We start from the raw sequence: 21,257 nt of genomic DNA, 5'->3' as shown, positions 1-21,257 counted from the left end.
ATGGATAGAAAATATAATAAAACAATGGAACCTATGAAACTACGATTTTAGATATTACAAAGTTGATTTGTGAAATGAAATTAAATAAAATAATTACGGAGGGGACTATTATGGATAATAAGGAACTGTTAAATCAATTGGCTGAGTGGAGACACTATCTGCACCAAAATCCGGAAACAGCTTTTCAGGAAGAGAACACAGCAAGGTTTGTTGCAGAAAAATTAAAAGAAATGGGTTATGACGTTGAAACAGGAATCGGCATGACAGGTGTCGTTGCCAGCTTGACAGCTGGAGACGGTACAGGCGTCATAGGACTCAGAGCCGACATGGATGCAATCAACATGACGGAAAAAGGGGAAGTACCCTATGCTTCCAAGAACTGCGGCAAAATGCACGCATGCGGTCATGACGGACATACCGCTACACTGCTGGGAGCGGCAAAGCTGCTTGCAGAAAGAAAAAATTTCAACGGAACAGTTAGATTGATATTCCAGCCTGCCGAGGAGCCCGGAAAGGGTGCACAGGCAATGATTGATGATGGTTTTTTTGAAAAATTTCCTGTGGATGAAATTTACGGGCTTCACAATATGCCATTTATTCCTGAAGGCACGATCCACACGCGTCCGATGGGAATATTGGCAAGTGAAGATAATTTTGTCATTAAAATCAAAGGCAAGGGCTCCCATGCTTCAAGTCCTCATGTGGGAATAGACCCGCTTGTAACAGCTGCTCAGATTATAGTATCATTGCAGACAATAGTTTCCCGCAATGTTAATCCGTTAAATCAGGCAGTCATATCATGCACTGAGCTGCATACGGACGGAGTTCATAATGCCATACCTTCTAATGTTGAGATTTTAGGAGATACAAGAAGCTTTTCAACTGAAGTTCAAGAACAGATTGAAACAAGGATGAGAAGCATCTGCGAAGGAATTTGTCAGATGAATGGGGCAGAATGTGAATTTGAGTACACTCATGAGTTTGCACCTACAATCAATTGGGAAAAATGCGTAGATGTGGCTGCAAAGGCTGCTAAAAATGTTGTGGGAGAAGACAAGGTCAATACAAATTGCGAGCCTTGGATGGCCTCAGAAGATTTTGGCAACTTCCTGAAACATGTACCAGGATGTTTCGTGTTCCTCGGAAGCGGAAAAGGCGCTGACATTTCTGTAAACACTCCGCTTCATAATTCTCAGTACAACTATAACGACGATGTATTGCTGACAGGAGCAGAATTTTTTGCAGAGCTGGTAAAGGTGCATCTGCCGCAACATTATTAATGAACAAAGTATCTAAAAATAATATGAGAGCCTTCTATGATTTGTATAATTGTAGGAGGTTCTTTTGGTTTATATGCAAATAATTCTTTATTGACCGTTTTATGGTACACTTCATGTGTTAAAGTAATAATATGAGGGATACCATAAATAGTAAAAAAGATACATTATGTCTGAGATAAAGATACCCAGTCCGGACGTAAAAAAGGATGAAAACTATTTAAGTAATACCTTCAAAGATGATCAAGTCCAAAGGGGGATAATGCAAATGAAAAAAGTTGTACTGAATTTAATGGCAGTAATAGTTGTACTAATCTTACTTTCAGGGTGTGGAGGTACGCAGGTAAACTCTGTGGAAAAAACAGACACTGATGCACCGCAAAGAGAAACTGCTTCTGCAGATGAAACTAAGGAAGCTAAAGAAGAAAATGAATCATCAGAAAATAAGGAGCCTGCTGAACAAAGGGTTTATGGTATCGGAGAACGGGTTGTTGTGGATGACACATATGCTATAACAATATTAGGTGTACAAGAAACTGACTACAGGAATCAATTTTCAGAAAAAGAAGTAAATCAGGTACTGATTATTGACTATTTGTACGAGAATTTAAATTTGGCAGAAGATTTGTATATATCTGATATGAACTTCAAATTTGTTGATGCAGACGGAAATATGTGCGATTCATATCCTGCTTTTGGTTTGTATACACCTGAATACACACCTGTCGGGGCTAAAAGCTTAAGCTCGGTCGCTATCGGAACAGTGAGCAATAGCACTGAAGTAAGAGTGTTATACTATGACAATATGTTTGATTCAAAAAGTAAAGCGGAATTCAGGTTAAATGTCGGCGAATATGCATCTCCGGTACTGGAAGGTAAAATGCCAAATTATGAAAATATGTACAATGTTGGAGATATTATTGAAATCAAAACAGAAAGCGGAGATTATACATTGTGCATTGACAGCATAGAGCTTGTAACGGAGAGGAATCAATTTTCTGAACAAGAACCAAAAGAAGTGTATAAAATAGCATATACTTATTCAAACATCAGCCAGGATGATACCTTATACATTTCAGAAATGAATTTCAGGGTTATAGACGGTAATGGTAATATGGCATTTACCTATCCCGGCAATACCGCTGGTTATCCGCAGGAAACCATTAAAGGGGCAAGATGCAGTGCAGAAATGATATTTGGCACTTATACGGAAAGTAACGCGTTGGTACTTTGCTATACAGACAATTTATTTTCTGAAACATCGGATTTAAAAATATTTGTAAATACGAAATAGAGGAGATTGACATGAAAAAGAAATCAAATTTAATCATACTGCTGTGCATGACAATGATTATGATGATAGTTGGATGCAGTAAGGATCAAACGGCTGTGAATGAACAAAACAGTCAGGAAATTCTCACAGAGCAGGCAGATGGGCAAGAAACTTCAAATGAATCAGAAGCAGAAACCAGCGAATCTCAGGGAATTGGAGTTGAAAAAAATCTTCTGACTGTAGATATAACATTGCCTGCTGCTATTGCAGGAGATTTAACGGATTTCAATGAAGAGGAATATTTGTCACAAAACGAAGGTTTAAAGGCAGCTAAGGTAAACGAAGATGGTTCGCTTACTATAACTATGACTAAAAGCAAACATAAAGAGATGGTGGATGAAGTCCAAAAAAGCATTGATGAATCATTCGGGGAAATGATTGAAGGAGAAGACACGCCATACATTAAAAGCATTGATTATACTGATGATTACAGAGAAGTCAGCATAGGTGTAATCAAGGAAGAGTATGAGAATGCTTTTGATTTTACACCATTTATTGTAGGTTTATCAGCCAGCATGTACCAGTCGATGGCTGGTATAGATATTAATACAACGGTTGTAATTAAAGATGCTGCAACAGGAGTTGAAATTAATTCAGTAACTTATCCGGATGCCTGGAATAAGGAATAGATTAAGTATATAAAGTTGATGAGGTGAGAGCCTTCTATGATTTATATAATTGTAGGAGGCACTTCTATTTGAACAATGTTAAAGCATAAATTTTAAATTTATTTAATAATTGAAAAATGTCAGAAATTGTAATATAATTTTTTCAGAAGCAGGGGTTAGGATAATATATTTAAGGATGAAATAGTTCTTTATTGTCCGTTTTATGGTACACCTCATGTGTTAAATTAAAGATATGAAGGAATATAGAATTTTTATATACAGACAATGAGGGGGGCTCATGTCAAAAACATCAAATCAGAAGTTGAAACTCCTGTATCTGTTGAAAATACTGATGGAAAAAACAGATACAGATCATACTCTAACAGTTCCGGAAATGATATTTGAATTAGATAAATACAACATAAAGGCAGAAAGAAAAAGCATTTATGATGACATTGAATCCCTGATATCCTTTGGGATTGATATCCTATGCAGAAAATCAAAGACCTACGATTACTATATTGCCAGCAGGACATTTGAATTGGCAGAATTAAAGCTTCTTGCGGATGCAGTTGCATCATCAAAGTTCATAACTGAAAAGAAATCCAGGGAATTAATAAAGAAAATAGGGAGCTTAACAAGCAGCCATGAAGCCAAACAATTGGTAAGACAGATATATGTAGCAGGAAGAGTCAAGACCATGAATGAAAAAATCTATTACAATGTTGACGTAATTAATCATGCCATAGGCAGCAACAAGCAAATTTCCTTCAAATACTTTGAATATACCATAGATAAGAAAAAAAGATACAGAAACGATGGAATTAAGTACATAGCAAGCCCTTATGCACTTACTTGGGACGATGAGAATTACTATATGATTTCCTACTATGAAAAATACAACGGTATTACTCATTTTAGAGTAGATAAGATGGAAGACATCGAGATTACAGACCAGAACTGTCACACCGAAGATATGAATATCGTTGAATACACTAAGAAAATATTCAGCATGTATGGCGGTGAAGAAGAAACGGTCAACATTCAATTTGACAATTCATTGCTGGGGGTTGTGATAGATCGATTCGGAAAAGAAACTGTAACGTACAAGATCGATGAGAATAGCTTTATGGCAATCTTGACTGTAGAGGTAAGCCCTCCGTTTTGGGGTTGGATATTTCAATTCGGAAATAAAGCAAAGATTATTTCCCCGGAAAAGGTCAGGGAAGAGTTTGTTGAATATATAAATGAGGTTAAGGAAGGGTATTGAATTAAGGCAGTTATAAGTGTTTATACATATCATAATTTGAAGGGGTGTCTAAGGGTGGAATTAATTTACATATATAACATTACTGATTCTGTTTTAAAACAAACAAATATTAATGAGGAACAAAAAAGCAATATTAGCAAGATATTTAGTAAATTGCTTGGTAGTAATGAATTGGGAATTCCGGGGGAAGTTAGAAGGTTTATTGTTAATTCTGATAAAGATTCTAATCATAAGTTATTAAGAATAAAAAATGATTTTTTTAATAAAGATGTGTCTGAAAAACTAACACTACTTTTAGATTCTTTTGCTGATGATCTTCTTAAAGCTGAGTTAGTAGAATCTGATGGAACAATAAGGCGTAATAAAAGGATTACGCAAGGGATGTTGCTTATTAAAATGTTATCAGAAAAAATAATTTTTCTAAAGTTAGAAGAAATCCCGAGTATTGATAAAGACACCTTTGAAATAACAGATTCATTTGGTATCGATAGAAAATACTATAAAGCTGCGATTTATTGTGGAGAAGAAATTAATGTAATCGATAAAAATAAAAACGTGGCAAACTATTGGGTAGATTCGTTTTTAAATATTAAACAGTTGAGAAATGATGCTATAAATACATGCGATTTGGTTTCCGCAATAAAGGATAAAAGAATATTTAAAAAAGATATTTTAGAATCAGAATTAGGAAAAGATATTTATAAATATGCACAAGAATATATTTTTGCAGAGACAAGGTTTGATAGCGATGATATGTATAATATCATTATGAATAAAATTGATAGCGATGAACTATCAAAAGACGACATTTTTATTTCATCTGAATTAAGTAAAATTGACAGCGATTTTATTATTGACAAAAAAATTGTTAGCCACTCATATAAGAAGCGATTACAAGTCAATGATAATATTATTTTAGATTCAAAGGATATTTATACTGCCGTTAAAGCACAACACATAGTTAAAGAAGGTGCATATCTAAAGGTAAGAATAGGAAGTAATCATGAAAGTGAAATTGCTGAAATCTTTGAATTATTTGGATAAGGGTGATTAGTATGAAATTAAGATGGGACATTTCTGAACTAACAATAAATGAAATACCAGAGGAATACTTTGATGATATAGAATGCAAAGAATTAATAAAAAGATGTCGTATAGAAGTTGAAGATGGTAATGCCTGTGTTCGTTTATATCCAAGTAAAACGAGCATTTATATTGCTGATAATAGTAGAATTGAATCGTGTGATGATTTGAGTGAATTTCTACAATATTATTCTACTAAGCAAGATTTAATGACAGTTAATCAATTGTTTATTCCAACAGATAATAAGTGTGCTATTGAAGCGTTGGAAGATTATTCAGATACAAATTTAATATATAGAGATATGCTATCTTCAGTCATTATAGATATACCAAGTGTTAATAAGTCATTGATGAATTTTTCACCTTCAATTTTAGATGAAATTCGTGCTAAACTTGAAAAATATAATAAAGATTTAAATAACGCACTTAATTTTATCATTCAGTTTTTGAGTTTAATACCTATAGCAGATAAAGTCATGTATGATGAAGAAACAAAAACATTTTTATTTATACTTACAGATTTTCAGAAAGAAAAGAAATCCTGTATAAAATTGAAATGGAAAGAATACGAAAAAGTAACTAATACTTTTTTTTATCAATGTTACCTATGGATCACTTCCGATAAAAATAAAGGGATTGACATTGACTTGAAAAGAAATATTGTAAAAAATTATTTGAACAATATGGAAAACTTGGATTTAATTACAACCTTAAGCAGTAATGATATTACTGACATGTTTATTCATTTTGATGATATTCTTAAAATGGTAATCGCAAATAGAACTAAAGAGTATTTTGATAATAAAAGAATGATGAAGGAAGAATTTGTAGGTTTATTTACAAAAAGCAATGAAATATATTCTGATATTGTAAAGAGAATATTATCTCTGATTATAGTTATTGCAGCAGGAATTTATGGTGTTGTTTTTGTTAATGGACAAATATTTGATTGGTCAAAACCAAATAGAGATATGTCAATCTTGTTTATTGTTTTTATGATAGGAGAAGTTTTTGTAGGTTCTTCATTTGTTGCTGATATAGTTTCTTTCCGGAATTATAAAAATAAATTGAAAGAGATATACGGTATTCAGTTATTGATGAATACAAATGAATGGGAAAAAGTAATGAAAACAAGAAGCTATATTTTTCCATCTTTAGCATTGGCACTTGTGATTATTGGTACATTGATAGTGATAAATCATTTCTGGTAAAACAAATATATGGATCTGTGTCAATATAGTAGACACAAGAAGTTTAACTTTTTTGATACCACTCAGGCAGCTTCATGAGCAGCCTGTGGAGTCATATAATTTATAGAACCATGAATCCTTTTACGGTTGTACCAGGATTCAATATATTCAAATATTGCCTTGCGGGCAACATTGAAATCAAAGTATCTGTGATGGTTTACTTCTTCCTTTTTAAGTATGGAATGGAAAGACTCAATGCATGCATTATCATAGGGGTTACCTTTCCTACTAAAGGAATGGATAATTTCTTTTGAGGATAAATAGTCCTCAAACAAACGGCTTGTGTACTGTGTACCTAAGTCGCTGTGCAGAATAATGCCTTTTGTATCTCTAACATTCGTGCAGGCATTTTTAACTGCCTTCACAGCTAATTCTGCGGTCATGGAAGTTCCGTATGCATAACCGATAATCTTCTTGCTATGAAAATCCATAACAGAAGCTAAGTAAGTCCAGCCATCTTTAATGGTATATATGTAAGTGATATCAGTGCACCACTTTTGGTTGATGCTGGTTGTTTTAAAGTCCCTGTTCAAGATATTTTCTTTATCCTCTGATGTAACCTTTTCTGAGTGATAACGAAACTTTTTAACAACTATGGATCTAATGTCCATTGCACTCATATATCTCTGAACACGTTTAATGCTTACCTTTATACCATGATCGGTTAAGATTTTACGGATTTTTGGAGCTCCATACCTGGATTCGCTTTCTGTCCAGATTTGTTTAATCTCAGCTTTTAATTTTTCCATTTCTAGCTGACGTTTAGAAGGTATGCTAACTAAAGCCTTGTAATAAGTGCTTCTCGAAAATTTTAAGGCTTTGCATATAAGTTTTACGGTATATTTTGATTTGTATTTTTCGATAAAAGCAACGACTTCTTTTATCGTTTTCTTGCGAATATGGCGGTAGCTTTTTTTAGAATTTCATTCTCCATCTCAAGTTCAGCAATGCGTTTTTTCATTGCTTGGTAATCCTTAGCGGTCATTTCCTCATTATCAGCGACCTTGACTGGAGTTAATTGTTTAATCCATTTATATATCGTTACTGTTGCTACACCATACTCACTGCTCAGGTAAGCTACTGAGCTTCCTGAATTGTACAAATCTACAATCTGTTGTTTAAATTCATCCGTATAACGGGTACCATTTTTGGACATTGTTTAACACGCACCTTTCATTGTATTTATATTTTATCGTGTTAAACTTTTCGTGTCCACACTTATATATTAACACTAATAGGTGAATACACAATTAACTTGATTCTTAAGAATAAATTTTTTAGGATGTTTTGTTTGGGAAAGAAAACAGATTGACAAATGATTTGCCCAATGGCTAAATTATATTTTTATCAAATATTTAAAATAAATAGTAATGTATAATACACATTATTATGTTACAATTATTAGTGAATATTTATTGTGGAGGTTGCTTTACTAGATGATAACTGGAGAACTAAAGAATAAAATAGACGGGTTGTGGGATATATTTGCAGCTGGAGGATTAACAAACCCTCTTGACGTAATAGAACAAATTACATATCTCATGTTTATAAGAGATTTGGATGATGTAGATAATATAAAATCAAAAGAAAGCTTAATGCTTGGAACAAATTACAATAGTATGTTTGAAGGTGGATATCAGGTTGGAGATAAAAAAATTGATGGTTCTCAACTGAAATGGTCATCATTCAGAGATATTCCGGCAGCAAATATGTATGAAATAGTTCAGCTGGGTGTATTTCCATTTATTAAAACACTTCACGAAGATAAAAATAGCGCCTATTCTAAATATATGGATGATGCCATATTTAAAATTCCAACACCTCAATTACTTTCTAAAATTGTGGATTCTTTGGATGGAATATATGAATTCATCAATAAAGATTTTAAAAAGGATACAAAGGGTGATATCTATGAATATTTACTTTCAAAGATATCAGCGGCAGGTCGTAACGGGCAGTTCAGGACACCAAGACATATAATCCGAATGATGGTTGAATTAATGGCACCAAAACCTCAGGATGTAATATGCGATCCAGCATGTGGTACAAGCGGATTTCTGGTTAGTGCAGGAGAATATTTAAAAGAGAATTATCTTGAAGAAATATTTATGTATGCAGCAAACAAAAAACATTACAACAATGACATGTTTCATGGATACGATATGGACAGAACAATGCTTCGTATTGGAGCAATGAATATGATGACTCATGGCATTGAAAATCCTTGCATTGAATATAAAGACAGTCTGTCAGATCAGAACATAGATACAAACAAATATTCTATAATCTTGGCAAATCCACCTTTTAAAGGTAGTCTTGATTATGATATTGTTTCAACAGATTTGCTGAAGGTTACTAAAACAAAAAAGACAGAATTGTTGTTTCTCACATTATTCCTGCGTATGTTAAAAATAGGAGGAAGATGTGCTTCAATTGTACCTGATGGTGTATTGTTTGGTTCTTCAAACGCTCACAAGGATATACGTAAAGAAATTATTGACAACAATCGCCTAGAAGCAGTTATTTCTATGCCAAGTGGAGTGTTTAAACCTTACGCGGGAGTTTCTACGGGAATACTGATTTTCACCAAGACTGGTCATGGAGGAACTGATAAAGTTTGGTTCTATGACATGGAAGCAGACGGATATAGTCTTGATGACAAGAGAACACAAATTGAAGATAATGATATACCGGATATCATTAAACGCTTCCATAATCTTGATAAAGAAACTGAAAGAAAAAGAACTGATAAGAGCTTTTTAGTAAATAAACAAGAAATAATTGATAATAATTATGATTTATCTATTAACAAATATAAAGAAGTAGAGTATATAGCAGAGAAGTATCCACATCCAACTGAAATTATTAAAGAAATACTTGAAATGGAAGAGCAGATAACCAAAGGTTTGAAAGAACTGGAGGGATTATTGAATGATTAATTCGAATATGAAATTTGTAAAGATAGGAGATATATGTCAAGTTGTATCTGGCTCAACACCAAAGACAAATATAGAAGAATATTGGAATGGTAATATAAAATGGCTGACTCCAGCAGAAATATCGGATGATAGCATTATAATAAATAATACTGAGAGACATTTAACTAATGCTGGATTCAAAAGTGCAAACCTACGATTATTACCTGAAGGTACAGTACTGTTATCATCTAGAGCTCCTATCGGAAAAGTTGCAATTGTCGGAAGCCCAATGTCTTGTAATCAAGGGTTTAAAAATTTAATTTGTAAAAGTGAAATATTCAATTATTATTTATATTATTTTTTAAAATATAATACCAAGTATTTAAATTCGTTAGGGAGAGGAGCAACTTTTAAAGAAATATCAAAAGAAATAGTTGAAAACATTAAAATACCTTTACCATCTATAGAAAATCAAAAGGAAATTGTTAAAAAATTACATATATTGAATCATTTAATTTCAATTCGAAAACAACAAATTAATAAATTAGACTTACTAGTCAAATCCCGATTTGTAGAGATGTTTGGGGATCCAGTTTACAATACCATAGGTTGGAATGTCAAGAATGTTGGTGATCTATGCTTTGTTACTAAATTGGCGGGTTTTGAATATACAGAATATATAAAATATCAAAATTCTGGAGATGTTATCATGATTAGAGGGCTTAATGTTAAAAATAATCGTTTGAAATTGGACGATATATATTATATTGACTCTTCAGTTTCTGATATGTTACCAAGGTCACAGTTAAAAGAAAATGATATTGTAATGACCTATGTGGGGGTGAATATTGGTGATGTTGCGTTGGTCGATGGTTATAATAGATATCATTTAGCTCCTAATGTTGCAAAAATATCTCCTCATGATTTAACAAATTTAAATCCTATTTTCTTCGTATATCTGCTTGCTTTTAATAAACAAAATTTTGCTTCAAATGCAACTAATACTGCAAAACAAGCATTAAACATGGAAAAAATAAGAAATTTACAAATTATGTTACCACCGATAGATATTCAAAACCAATTCGCAGATTTTGTCCAACAAGTTGATAAACAGAAATTTGAATTGCAAAATAGTATGAACGAATTGAACACATTATATAATGCATTGCTACAAAAATATTTTGGTTGAATGTTTCATATGATATACTTCTTCATAAATGATTGGAGTAAAGTATATGAAAGATAATTTAATTACTGATATTGAACAGAATATGGCATTAATCCTTGACAACTGTCAGATGGAACAATTGCACAAAGTTTTAAAACATAGTCTATTTAATTATACTGTTATTGAGGATAGTCAAAATGTAATGCAGGTTGATAGTGAAATAGATTTGACTAAATTGTTTATTTCCGCAAAACGTGTTGAAGGATGTTCAGAGAGATCTATTAAATATTATAAATCTACCATAGAAAATATGTTAAAGATAGTAGGTAAGACAGTTAAACATCTTACTACGGATGACTTAAGAAATTATCTTGCAGATTATCATAAGAAAAGCAAGTGCAGCAAGGTAACAATTGATAATATTAGACGAATTTTATCTAGTTTTTTTTCATGGCTTGAAGATGAAGATTATATTTTAAAAAGTCCTGTCAGAAGAATTCATAAGGTTAAAACCGGAAAGACAGTAAAAGAAACTTATTCTGATGAAAATTTAGAAATAATGCGTGACAGCTGCAATGAATTAAGGGATCTTGCTATAATAGATTTGTTAGCATCTACCGGTATACGTGTAGGGGAGCTAGTTAAATTAAATAAAGAAGACATTAATTATAATGAAAGAGAATGTATTGTGTTTGGCAAAGGTGATAAGGAAAGAGAAGTTTATTTTGATGCAAGGACTAAGATACATTTACAAAATTATATAAATAGTAGAACAGATGAAAATCCAGCATTATTTGTCACTCTTTTAAAACCACATAATCGCTTGCAGATAAGCGGAGTAGAGATACGCTTAAGAGAATTAGGTGAAAAACTGAATATTATAAAAGTTCATCCTCATAAATTCAGGAGAACATTAGCTACTAGAGCAATAGATAAAGGCATGCCAATAGAACAGGTTCAACAACTATTGGGGCATCAGAAAATAGACACAACATTGCAATATGCAATCGTTAACCAAAAAAACGTAAAGAATTCTCACAGAAAGTACATAGGTTAAAATTACAAATCCCGATTTGTTGAGATGTTTGGAGATACACAAACAAATTCAAAGGGCTGGGAAATTTTAAGTTGGAAAGATGTATTTAATACAACAACAGGAAAACTTGATTCAAATGCAATGGTAGAAGGTGGTAAATATCCATTTTTTACATGTGCTAAGGAAAGTTTCTTGATTAATGAATTTGCATTTGATTGTGAAGCATTATTATTGGCAGGAAATAATGCTGCTGGCAAATATGATGTAAAATATTACAATGGAAAATTTAATGCATACCAAAGGACATATGTGTTGACGATTGTTAATAATAATTGGAAATATGAAATATTTAAGTTACAATTAGAAGATAAATTATTATATTTGCAGCAACAATCAAAGGGAACTAATACGAGATATTTAACAATGGGAATACTTAACGGTTTAAACTTTATAAATCCGCCAATTTACCTCCAAACACAATTTGCTGACTTTATCCAACAAGTTGATAAACAGAAATTTGCTAGTGAAAATATTAAAAATGATTTAAAATTAATAACTGAAAGGTAGGCGTAATTTAATGACAAACTTTGATTTTCTAAAAAAAGAACAACAATTTTCAACATTTGCAGATGTTGCTGTTTCTGCTGAAAAGGTTTTTAATATAGATTACGCTACCTCTGTGCTCAATTGCCGAAGGTCAATGGAGTTTGCAGTAAAATGGATGTATAGTGTCGATTGTTCCTTGAATATGCCATACCAGGATAAGTTAGCTACTTTAATAAATACAATTGATTTTAAAGATATAGTAGGTAATAATATTTATAAACGTATGGAATATATACGTATTGCAGGTAACAATGCCGCTCATAATGCAAAGAATATTTCAAAGGATCAAGCTAAGCTTGCGTTGCAAAATTTATTTGTATTTTTAGACTTTGTAGCATATTGTTATTCCAATGATTACACTGAACATGTTTATGATGAAAAATTACTTGAACAAATTCAAGCTGAACCCATAAAAGAACACAATGACATAAATATAGAAAAATTAATCAAAGAAAATGCACAACTAAAGGAACAATTAACAAAACGAAGAGAAGACAGAGAAGAAAAATATAATCAAAAGCCTATAGAACTTTCAGAATTTTCTACTCGTAAGGCATATATTGATGTAATGCTCACCGATGCAGGGTGGGAACGCAATAAAAACTGGATAGATGAATATCCTATTGAAGAAATGCCGAACAATTCAGGATTTGGATTTGCTGACTATGTATTATTTGGTGATGATGGAAGACCAATAGCTGTTATAGAGGCAAAAAAAACATGTGTTGATGTTTCTAAAGGAAGACAGCAGGCAGTACTTTATGCTAATTTTTTAGAAAAGAAATTTAAACGAAGACCGGTTATTTTCTTAAGTAACGGATTTGATACAAGAATATGGCTTGATGGTAAAAAGGGATATCCAGAAAGACAAGTATCCGGAATTTATTCTAAGCGAGATTTAGAAAAACTTTATAATATTTTGGCTATGCGAACTCATTTAGACAATATAAACATAAATGATGACATATCTAACAGATATTATCAAAAAGCTGCAGTTAAAGCTGTTTGTGAAGCATTTGATGATCAAAACAGAAGAAAGGCACTTCTTGTTATGGCCACAGGCAGCGGAAAAACAAGGACAGTTATTTCTATCGTGGACGTCTTAATACGTTATGGATGGGTTAAAAATGTTCTCTTTTTAGCGGATAGAAACAGTCTTGTAACACAGGCAAAAAGAGCTTTTATTAACTTAATGCCTGATTTATCAATTACAAATTTATGTGAAGATAAAAATAATGTAAATGCTAGGGCAGTCTTTTCTACTTATCAAACAATGATGAATTGTATAGATGACTCAAAGGATGAGGAAGGAAACAAACTATTTACTTGTGGACATTTTGACTTAATTATTGTTGATGAAGCCCATAGAAGCATTTACAAGAAATATAAAGATATATTTACATATTTTGATTCACTGCTTGTAGGGCTTACGGCTACACCTAAAGATGAAATTGACAAAAGCACTTATCGAATATTCGATTTAGAAGGCGGAGTACCTACCTATGGCTATGAACTTGAACAAGCAGTTGAAGATAAGTATCTTGTTGCTTATTCAGTTGCAGACACAAAACTTAAATTTATGCAGTCAGGAATTAAATACAGCGATTTATCAGAAGAAGAAAAAGAGGAATATGAAGAAACCTTTGCTGATGAAAATGGTGAAATACCAGAACAAATAGAAAGTAATGCATTAAATGAGTGGCTGTTCAATAAGGATACTATTCGCAAGGTATTAAATCTGATAATTACATACGGTTTAAAAGTAGATTATGGCAATAAGATAGGAAAAACAATTATTTTTGCTAAAAATCATAATCATGCTGAAGAAATATTAAAAGTATGGAATAGTGAATTTCCTGAATATAGGCAGCATTATGTAAGAATAATTGATAATTACACTAATTACTCCCAAAGCTTGATTGATGATTTTTCAGATGTGAACAAGCTGACGCAAATAGCTGTATCTGTTGATATGTTAGATACAGGAATTGATGTGCCGGAAATACTGAACTTGGTGTTTTTTAAACCTGTTTTCAGCAAATCAAAGTTCTGGCAAATGATAGGTCGAGGTACAAGACTTTGTCCGGGATTGATTGATGGCGAGGACAAAGATAAATTTTATATCTTCGATTTTTGTGGTACATTTGATTTCTTTGATATTAATAAAAATGGTAAGGAAGTAATGAGCACTGAAACTTTGCAGGAGAAAATCTTCAATCTTAAGGTTGATATTGTCTATAAATTGCAGGATTTAGAATATCAAACAGAAGATTTAATTCCATTTAGAAAAGATCTGGTACAATATCTTGTTGAAAAAGTTAATGAACTTAATCGTGAAAACTTTGCAGTTAAACAGCATTTGAAATATGTAGACAGCTATAACAAGGTTGAGGATTATAATTCTCTTAATTATGAAGTGACTATGCAATTAGCAGAACACATTGCACCGTTAATCTTGCCTGACAAAAATGAAATATCAGCAATTAGATTTGATAGTTTGTTGTATGGCATTGAACTGGCATACCTAGTCGGGAAAAAAAATAAGAAGGCAAGAACTGATTTAAATAAAAAATTATCAGCATTATCTCATTTTACTACAATACCGGAAATTTCTGCGCAAAAAGAATTTATTGAAAAGCTTATTCATACAGATTATATAGACAATGCAGGAATAAATGAGTTTGAAAACATCAGAACAAAACTGCGTGATTTAATGAAGTACGTTAAATTTGATCCTTATACGAAATATACTACAGATTTTAAAGATGATATTTTAAATATGGAATGGAGAGAAGCAGAACTGTCTAATGATGACTTGAAGAATTATAAAGCTAAAGTAGAGTATTACTTGAAGAAGCATGAAGATAATCTAGTTATTTCAAAGCTAAAAACAAATAAGCCTTTGACTAAGACAGATGTTAAAGAATTAGAAAGAATACTCTGGAATGAAATTGGAACCAAGCAGGATTATGAAAAGGAGTATGGAGACATACCCCTTGGGGAATTAGTTCGTTCAATAGTAGGTCTTTCCGTGGAAGCAGCTAACGATGCATTTTCAGATTATTTAAATAACGCGAACCTAAACAGTATTCAGATTAACTTTGTAAAAAGGATAATTTCTTACGTTATGAAAAATGGAATATTAAAAGACCTATCTATCCTTGGTGAACCTCCATTTAACGAAATGGGAAGTGTCGCAGAGATATTTGATTTAAGCACATGGTTGGGAATCAAAAAAGTTATTGATACAATCAATAGCAATGCAGCTGCGTAAATAAATCTAAAGATTTAATTGTTCAGGAAAATGAGAATTCAATTTTTATAAGATGTTACAACGAGAAACTGCTTTAAAGAATTTTGTTAATCGAAAAGATGTGAGAATTTGTACTGCAAATGTATTATGATGCATAGAGGTCAAAGCACTCTATGTATATTTATGATAAAATTAAGTAAAAGATTTTATAGATATTGAACATTATGGAGGATTTATATGAAAGCTGGAGAAACCAGTTTGCAAAAACTAATGAATGGAGCGATTCAATTTATCGTGCCTATTTATCAACGTACATATAGCTGGACATTTAAGCAGTGTAATCAATTATGGAAAGACATTATTCAAATTACCAATAATAAGAAAGATATGGTCCATTTTATTGGTTCAGTGGTATATATAGATCTTGGAACACCCATAGGAAAACCGCAACAACTGTTATTAATTGATGGTCAGCAAAGACTTACAACGCTTTCTTTACTTCTATGCGCTTTATCAAGACACATTGAGAAAAACAACCTTGAACAAATTATTAATCCTAATAAAATAAAAAATTACTTCTTAATAAATAGTGAGGAGTCGGGTAATGACAAATATAAAATATTACTAACAGAGCAGGATAAGGATACATATGTACGTATCCTTGAAGGTACTGAAAAAACACTTCATAATCCATCGGAACAAATGTTAAGAAACTTTGATCTTTTTACAAACATTATTGAACAAAGTGGTGAAAGCATTGAAACAATCTATGAGGGAATAAATCGTCTTATGCTGGTTTCAGTTGCTCTTGATAAGACGCAAGATAATCCTCAATTAATTTTTGAAAGTATGAATTCCACAGGTAAGGATCTATCACAAGCAGACTTAATAAGAAATTATATATTAATGGATCAATCACCTGATATGCAAACCAAACTTTATACAACATATTGGCGTCCAATGGAACAAGGGTTTGGTCAACAGGGATATACTGACTATTTTGATTTGTATATCAGAGATTTTCTTACAAGTCATAACAGTAGCGGTCGTATTTGTAAGATTAATGAAGTATATGAAGCATTTAAACAATATCATAAAAGTGGAATAACTGCTGAACAGTTGCTTAATGAAGTATTTATTTATGCTCAATATTATATCCGTATCCATTTGGGGAAAGAAGATGACAATGAACTTAAAATATTATGGGAACAAATTCGACTACTTGATGTCAGTGTCTGTTATCCATTCCTGATGCGTATATATAATGATTATGAAAACAAAGTTATAACTAAATCTGATTTTATTACAATAATTAAAGCAACTATTAGCTATGTTGTAAGACGTGTAATTTGCGAAATTCCTACAAACTCATTGAATAAGACATTTTCTACGTTTTATCAAAAAATCAAAAAGGACAAGTATGTTAGTAGTATCCTCTGTGAGTACGTTGTTAAAGATTCTTACAGGGTGTTTCCAACTGATGATGAATTTAAAGTCAAGTTTATTAACAAAGAAATATATAAATTACGTATAAGAAATTATATTCTTGAATCTTTGGAAAATAGAAATCATAAAGAACCGATTAGTATTATTGAAAACGGTTATACAATTGAACACATAATGCCACAAAATCCAAATTTAAATTCTGATTGGAAGAACATGCTTGGACCAAATTGGAAGGAAACACAAAAAAATTTGCTACATACTATTGGCAATTTAACATTAACAGGATATAACAGCGAAATGAGTGATAAACCATTTAATGTTAAACAAACCATTGAAGGCGGATTTAAAAAAAGTCATCTACGCTTAAATTATAATTTAGGTGATTTGCTTAAGTGGGATGAACTTGAAATCAAAGAACGTGCTGATGATCTTGCTGAACAAGCTATTAATATTTGGGAATATCCAAATGTATCTCAGACAGAAATAGATTTTTATACTAAATCTGAAAAGAAGGAAAATACTTATACGTCAATAGAACATTACCCACATATGTCTGATCCTATTAAGACAATTTACAATGAATTGGACAGGAAGCTACTTAACCTTGATACCTATATTTTTAAGGAATATAAAAAACATTATATTGCATATAAGAATGAAACCAATTTTGTTAATATAAAACCTTCAAGAGATGAGTTAACAGTTGCGTTTAATATTCCATTTGAAAATATTAAAGATGACAAAGGCTTGTGCTTAAATTATACTGGTATCGGAAATTTTGCAAGTAATGATGTGCTCCTAAAAGTTGATGAAACATCTGACTTGAGTTATGTAATAAATATAGCTAAGCAAGCCCTAAATTATCAACATGGAGATGTATATGTGGACAATGGTGTGCAGGAATATACAGAGGAATACTATGCTACTTTTGGAGTAAGTCCTGAGGGTAAGGCATGGGAGGATGCTGTCAAATATGGATTCATTTCAGCTGATGGAGGAGCTTGGTATACTAAAAGTTTGCAGCTTCTTAGTATAGGTGATCGTGTTTGGGTCTATGTTCCTCAAAATGGATTTGCTGGAGTCGGAATTGTTGCTGAAGAATCACAGCCAGCTAAAACTGCAACATTTGAAGTAGGTAGCAACAAAGTTAAGTTTATTGACTTGCCACTTTTAGGACATTATGGAACAGATACATCTGATGACAAACAAGAATATTTAGTAAAGGTAGAGTGGATTAAAACATTTGATTTAAAAACTGCGATTTGGGAAACTGGTTTCTTTGCTAATCAAAACTCTGTATGTCGGCCACAAACTGATAAATGGAAATATACTGTCGAATGTTTAAAAAGGGAATGGGAAATTGAATAGAGTTATATTAATATGTGTTGTTTTCTAAAATATAAGTAATCCAGGTAGGAACAATTGAATTAAAATAGAGCTGCTTGCTAAGAGTTGAGGACAAATATGACAAGAGCTACTGGTTGTACCTGGATGTGTTGAAGGAAAACCACATTAAGCTCCCTTGATAAATTTCTGAGGAAGATATGGCTTGAGTGCTGCGGAAATCTAATGGGATAAACTTGAAGATGACGGATCGGTATTTTTAATGTTACAAATTCAACTCGTATGGGCGTCTGCGGATATGAAGGCGTATTGGACGTCTACGAATTTAACGTTGATAAACTAAAGAAGAAATAGAAAGAAAGGTTGTTCATTCTTGGGCAAAAGAAACAGTACAGTTTTGTTTAATAGTTTAGCTCGCATATATGGCCTGTTTTATGAAATTCAGAAAAAGCGGTTTACCCAGGTTATAGGAATTGTAAAAAAAGAACTGGATATAAAAAAGTTCAATACAATTCTCGATGTGGGGTGCGGAACCGGTGCGTTATGTTCTGTTATGCATGATATGGGGCTTAATGTAACCGGTATAGATCCGGCTGAAAAAATGCTGAATATTGCAAGGGGAAAACCTGAAAACAAAGGTATCAGATTTACTCAGGCCAACATTCTTGAACGGCTGCCTTTTGAGGATAAATCTTTCGATGCTTCAATTGCTTCGTATGTGGCTCATGGCATGGGAAAAGAAGAAAGAAAATTGATTTACGCTGAAATGATCCGAGTGAAATTATAGGACTTGGAGAAATCCAGTAATATTAATGGTTTGCAGGCAATCAGCAAGTAGTATTTACAACAAAATTATGAATTCAGCAAATGCTGGGAACATCGTGCAAATTATGATATAATAAGGTAAATTGTGGCTAAGTCCTTAATATTATAAGGAGGGAAAGAATGATTTTTACACTTGATGCAAGAGGAAATGTTTTATTACCTGTTATGGTTAGTACTTTAAATCTGAATAATGAGCAATGCACTAAAGTCGTTCTTGGTGAATTTACAGAATTAAAAAAGAAACTGCAAGTTAAAGGAATAGAATATTCAAAATTAAAATCGGCATTAACCCCAGTGCACAAGGATAAAAAAGAAGCAGCTTTCATTTTTGACAGCAGTTTAATCGAAAATTGTTGGTATGGAAATGTGGTCTTCAAAAGTTTATTGCCAGCATTAAACAAGGAAAGTACGTATAGTATCCTTTGTGGAGATATTATAGCAGACAGAATCCCACTGGACATCAGTAAGGAAATAATTTTTGAGAACTTGGTACAATTTCACTCCACGGTTTTCAAGCATCCTATTCAATATTATGTCATTTATATCAACAACTTATCAGATGCACAACTAGAAGCAATCATTGAGGCATTGAGTAGTCAAGTTTTTTTCGTGGGATATGTGGATATGACTTTTTCCAGTAGATTAAAAACAATTCTGGCATACTCTTTGGTTCATTTAGGGATAAAATATCAAGACACGATGATACTCCAACATGAGGCTGATAGAGAAGATGATGAAAACATAAACAACTGTGGTTATGATTTCGAAAATTATGGATTCTCGGTAATAAGCATAAATGATATGTATTTCGGGCTATTTCTATCGTATAAAATAGAAGCACTCTTTGCAGATCCGGAAGATTTAAAATATTCGATGAATGCTATATATTCTAATGTGACTTCGGCTTTTGAGTTACCTGTATCAGTTGTCGAGAAAAAACTGCTTTATTTAAAAGAAAAGAAAGCAGCTATTATGGAGAAGTTGGGCCTTCAAGACTATTCCACAGAAGAACTGGCACATTTAATAAGAGATTGCATTACGAAAAGTTATTTTTATAACTTGGAGTATTTAGAAGAATATAATGTACCTAAATTCAATATCTCTCTGGAATTAAAAACAGTTGAAGGTAAATTGCGCAAAGTACTAGTCGCATTAAAGTATTCTCCATCCAATATGGGGCTAGAGCTAATAACTATGTATTAGAATTTTGTTTAAAGCCATTATCAAATTGTACCATATATATAGCGCTGTCATTCACCTCGGCTTTCGAGTGTCTCTATAGGACTTGCTTCCTACAAATGCTCATTAATATACGTAAATGAGAAGGGTAACAAAATCCAAGGTCATAATATATGATTATAATGAAAACAGATCTCTAGTGACGACTATCATTGAATGGCTTGAAGGCGGAGATTATTTCAATTTTATAAAGCATGCTGAATCCGAAATGAGAGAGTGTTTTTCTGATGTAAAGGCCGTGCATTTGGATGTTCGGGTTACCTGGTATGTTTGCGAAGTAGAGGATTGCCATGGATAAAAAGCCATATTTGAACTTAATATTGACGGTGACTGTCATATTGCTTATAACATTTGTCACCACAATGATAAACCAGGTTGCACAGCTCGTAAATATGACTTCAAAGCTTCATCCTTACTTTGGAATATTCGTGCTTGTTATTTTTACAGCATTAGGACTGGTAGCACTAATTTCAATAACATTGATTTTGATTAAGCTGGATAAGCCTCTGGTAATGCCTGACGAAAGCAACAAGGAAGAATATAAGAAGTACATCAAGTACTCTAATCAGGAGCTATTCTTAATTATTTAACTTGTAAATAT

Annotated in this window: 16 protein-coding genes; 15 read left to right on the top strand and 1 reads right to left on the bottom strand. The window is 32.4% G+C overall.

The window, feature by feature from the left end; all coding sequences use genetic code 11:
• Window positions 1-110 precede the first annotated feature (110 nt).
• The 6 genes from AAGU76_RS04410 to AAGU76_RS04385 all read left to right on the top strand — a co-directional run bounded on the left by AAGU76_RS04410 (window position 111) and on the right by AAGU76_RS04385 (window position 6,782).
• Complete coding sequence (locus AAGU76_RS04410) at window positions 111-1,280, top strand: M20 aminoacylase family protein (protein WP_342484227.1); 1,170 nt, start codon at window positions 111-113, stop codon at window positions 1,278-1,280.
• A gap of 265 nt (window positions 1,281-1,545) precedes the next feature.
• Entirely contained in the window at window positions 1,546-2,571 is a 1,026-nt protein-coding gene (locus AAGU76_RS04405; protein ID WP_342484226.1) for a hypothetical protein, read from the top strand.
• 11 nt (window positions 2,572-2,582) lie between these two features.
• Complete coding sequence (locus AAGU76_RS04400) at window positions 2,583-3,239, top strand: hypothetical protein (protein ID WP_342484225.1); 657 nt, start codon at window positions 2,583-2,585, stop codon at window positions 3,237-3,239.
• A 277-nt stretch (window positions 3,240-3,516) separates the two neighbouring features.
• Entirely contained in the window at window positions 3,517-4,488 is a 972-nt protein-coding gene (locus AAGU76_RS04395; RefSeq protein WP_342484224.1) for a WYL domain-containing protein, read from the top strand.
• Window positions 4,489-4,542: 54 nt separating this feature from the next.
• Window positions 4,543-5,532 carry a hypothetical protein gene (locus AAGU76_RS04390; RefSeq protein ID WP_342484223.1) on the top strand — a complete coding sequence of 330 codons (990 nt, stop codon included), beginning with the start codon at window positions 4,543-4,545 and terminating at the stop codon, window positions 5,530-5,532.
• An 11-nt stretch (window positions 5,533-5,543) separates the two neighbouring features.
• Window positions 5,544-6,782, top strand: a complete 1,239-nt coding sequence (locus AAGU76_RS04385; protein WP_342484222.1) for a hypothetical protein — start codon at window positions 5,544-5,546, stop codon at window positions 6,780-6,782.
• A 62-nt stretch (window positions 6,783-6,844) separates the two neighbouring features.
• Here AAGU76_RS04385 and AAGU76_RS04380 read toward each other — a convergent pair.
• Window positions 6,845-7,977 (bottom strand): IS3 family transposase gene (locus tag AAGU76_RS04380; RefSeq protein ID WP_342482611.1). Its coding sequence is split into 2 segments (ribosomal slippage): window positions 6,845-7,731 and window positions 7,731-7,977, totalling 1,134 coding nucleotides; the frame shifts between segments, so codons are not numbered across the junction.
• Between the two features lie 280 nt (window positions 7,978-8,257).
• Here AAGU76_RS04380 and AAGU76_RS04375 point away from each other — a divergent pair.
• The 9 genes from AAGU76_RS04375 (at window position 8,258) to AAGU76_RS04335 (ending at window position 21,246) form a co-directional block, all read left to right on the top strand.
• Window positions 8,258-9,760 (top strand): class I SAM-dependent DNA methyltransferase, encoded by a 1,503-nt coding sequence (locus AAGU76_RS04375; protein WP_342484221.1) that lies wholly within the window; start codon window positions 8,258-8,260, stop codon window positions 9,758-9,760.
• On the top strand, window positions 9,753-10,928 hold the full coding sequence (locus AAGU76_RS04370) for a restriction endonuclease subunit S (RefSeq protein WP_342484220.1): 1,176 nt from the start codon (window positions 9,753-9,755) through the stop codon (window positions 10,926-10,928). Before AAGU76_RS04375 ends, AAGU76_RS04370 begins: the two co-directional genes overlap by 8 nt.
• A 46-nt stretch (window positions 10,929-10,974) precedes the next feature.
• A complete protein-coding gene (gene xerA / locus AAGU76_RS04365; RefSeq protein WP_342484219.1) occupies window positions 10,975-11,964 on the top strand; it encodes a site-specific tyrosine recombinase/integron integrase in 990 nt (329 codons plus the stop codon).
• A 24-nt stretch (window positions 11,965-11,988) separates the two neighbouring features.
• A complete protein-coding gene (locus tag AAGU76_RS04360; RefSeq protein ID WP_342484218.1) occupies window positions 11,989-12,510 on the top strand; it encodes a restriction endonuclease subunit S in 522 nt (173 codons plus the stop codon).
• Window positions 12,511-12,520: 10 nt separating this feature from the next.
• Window positions 12,521-15,823 (top strand): DEAD/DEAH box helicase family protein, encoded by a 3,303-nt coding sequence (locus AAGU76_RS04355; RefSeq protein ID WP_342484217.1) that lies wholly within the window; start codon window positions 12,521-12,523, stop codon window positions 15,821-15,823.
• A 216-nt stretch (window positions 15,824-16,039) separates the two neighbouring features.
• A complete protein-coding gene (locus AAGU76_RS04350; RefSeq protein ID WP_342484216.1) occupies window positions 16,040-18,616 on the top strand; it encodes a DUF262 and DUF1524 domain-containing protein in 2,577 nt (858 codons plus the stop codon).
• 349 nt (window positions 18,617-18,965) lie between these two features.
• On the top strand, window positions 18,966-19,379 hold the full coding sequence (locus AAGU76_RS04345; RefSeq protein ID WP_342484215.1) for a class I SAM-dependent methyltransferase: 414 nt from the start codon (window positions 18,966-18,968) through the stop codon (window positions 19,377-19,379).
• A 158-nt stretch (window positions 19,380-19,537) separates the two neighbouring features.
• On the top strand, window positions 19,538-20,620 hold the full coding sequence (locus AAGU76_RS04340) for a hypothetical protein (protein ID WP_342484214.1): 1,083 nt from the start codon (window positions 19,538-19,540) through the stop codon (window positions 20,618-20,620).
• 326 nt (window positions 20,621-20,946) lie between these two features.
• Window positions 20,947-21,246 (top strand): hypothetical protein, encoded by a 300-nt coding sequence (locus AAGU76_RS04335; protein WP_342484213.1) that lies wholly within the window; start codon window positions 20,947-20,949, stop codon window positions 21,244-21,246.
• Window positions 21,247-21,257 lie beyond the last annotated feature (11 nt).

The sequence above is a fragment of the Sedimentibacter sp. genome (assembly GCF_038562225.1).
Classification (GTDB): Bacteria; Bacillota; Clostridia; order Tissierellales; family Sedimentibacteraceae; genus Sedimentibacter.
This window is presented reverse-complemented; position numbering and strand designations above follow the sequence as displayed.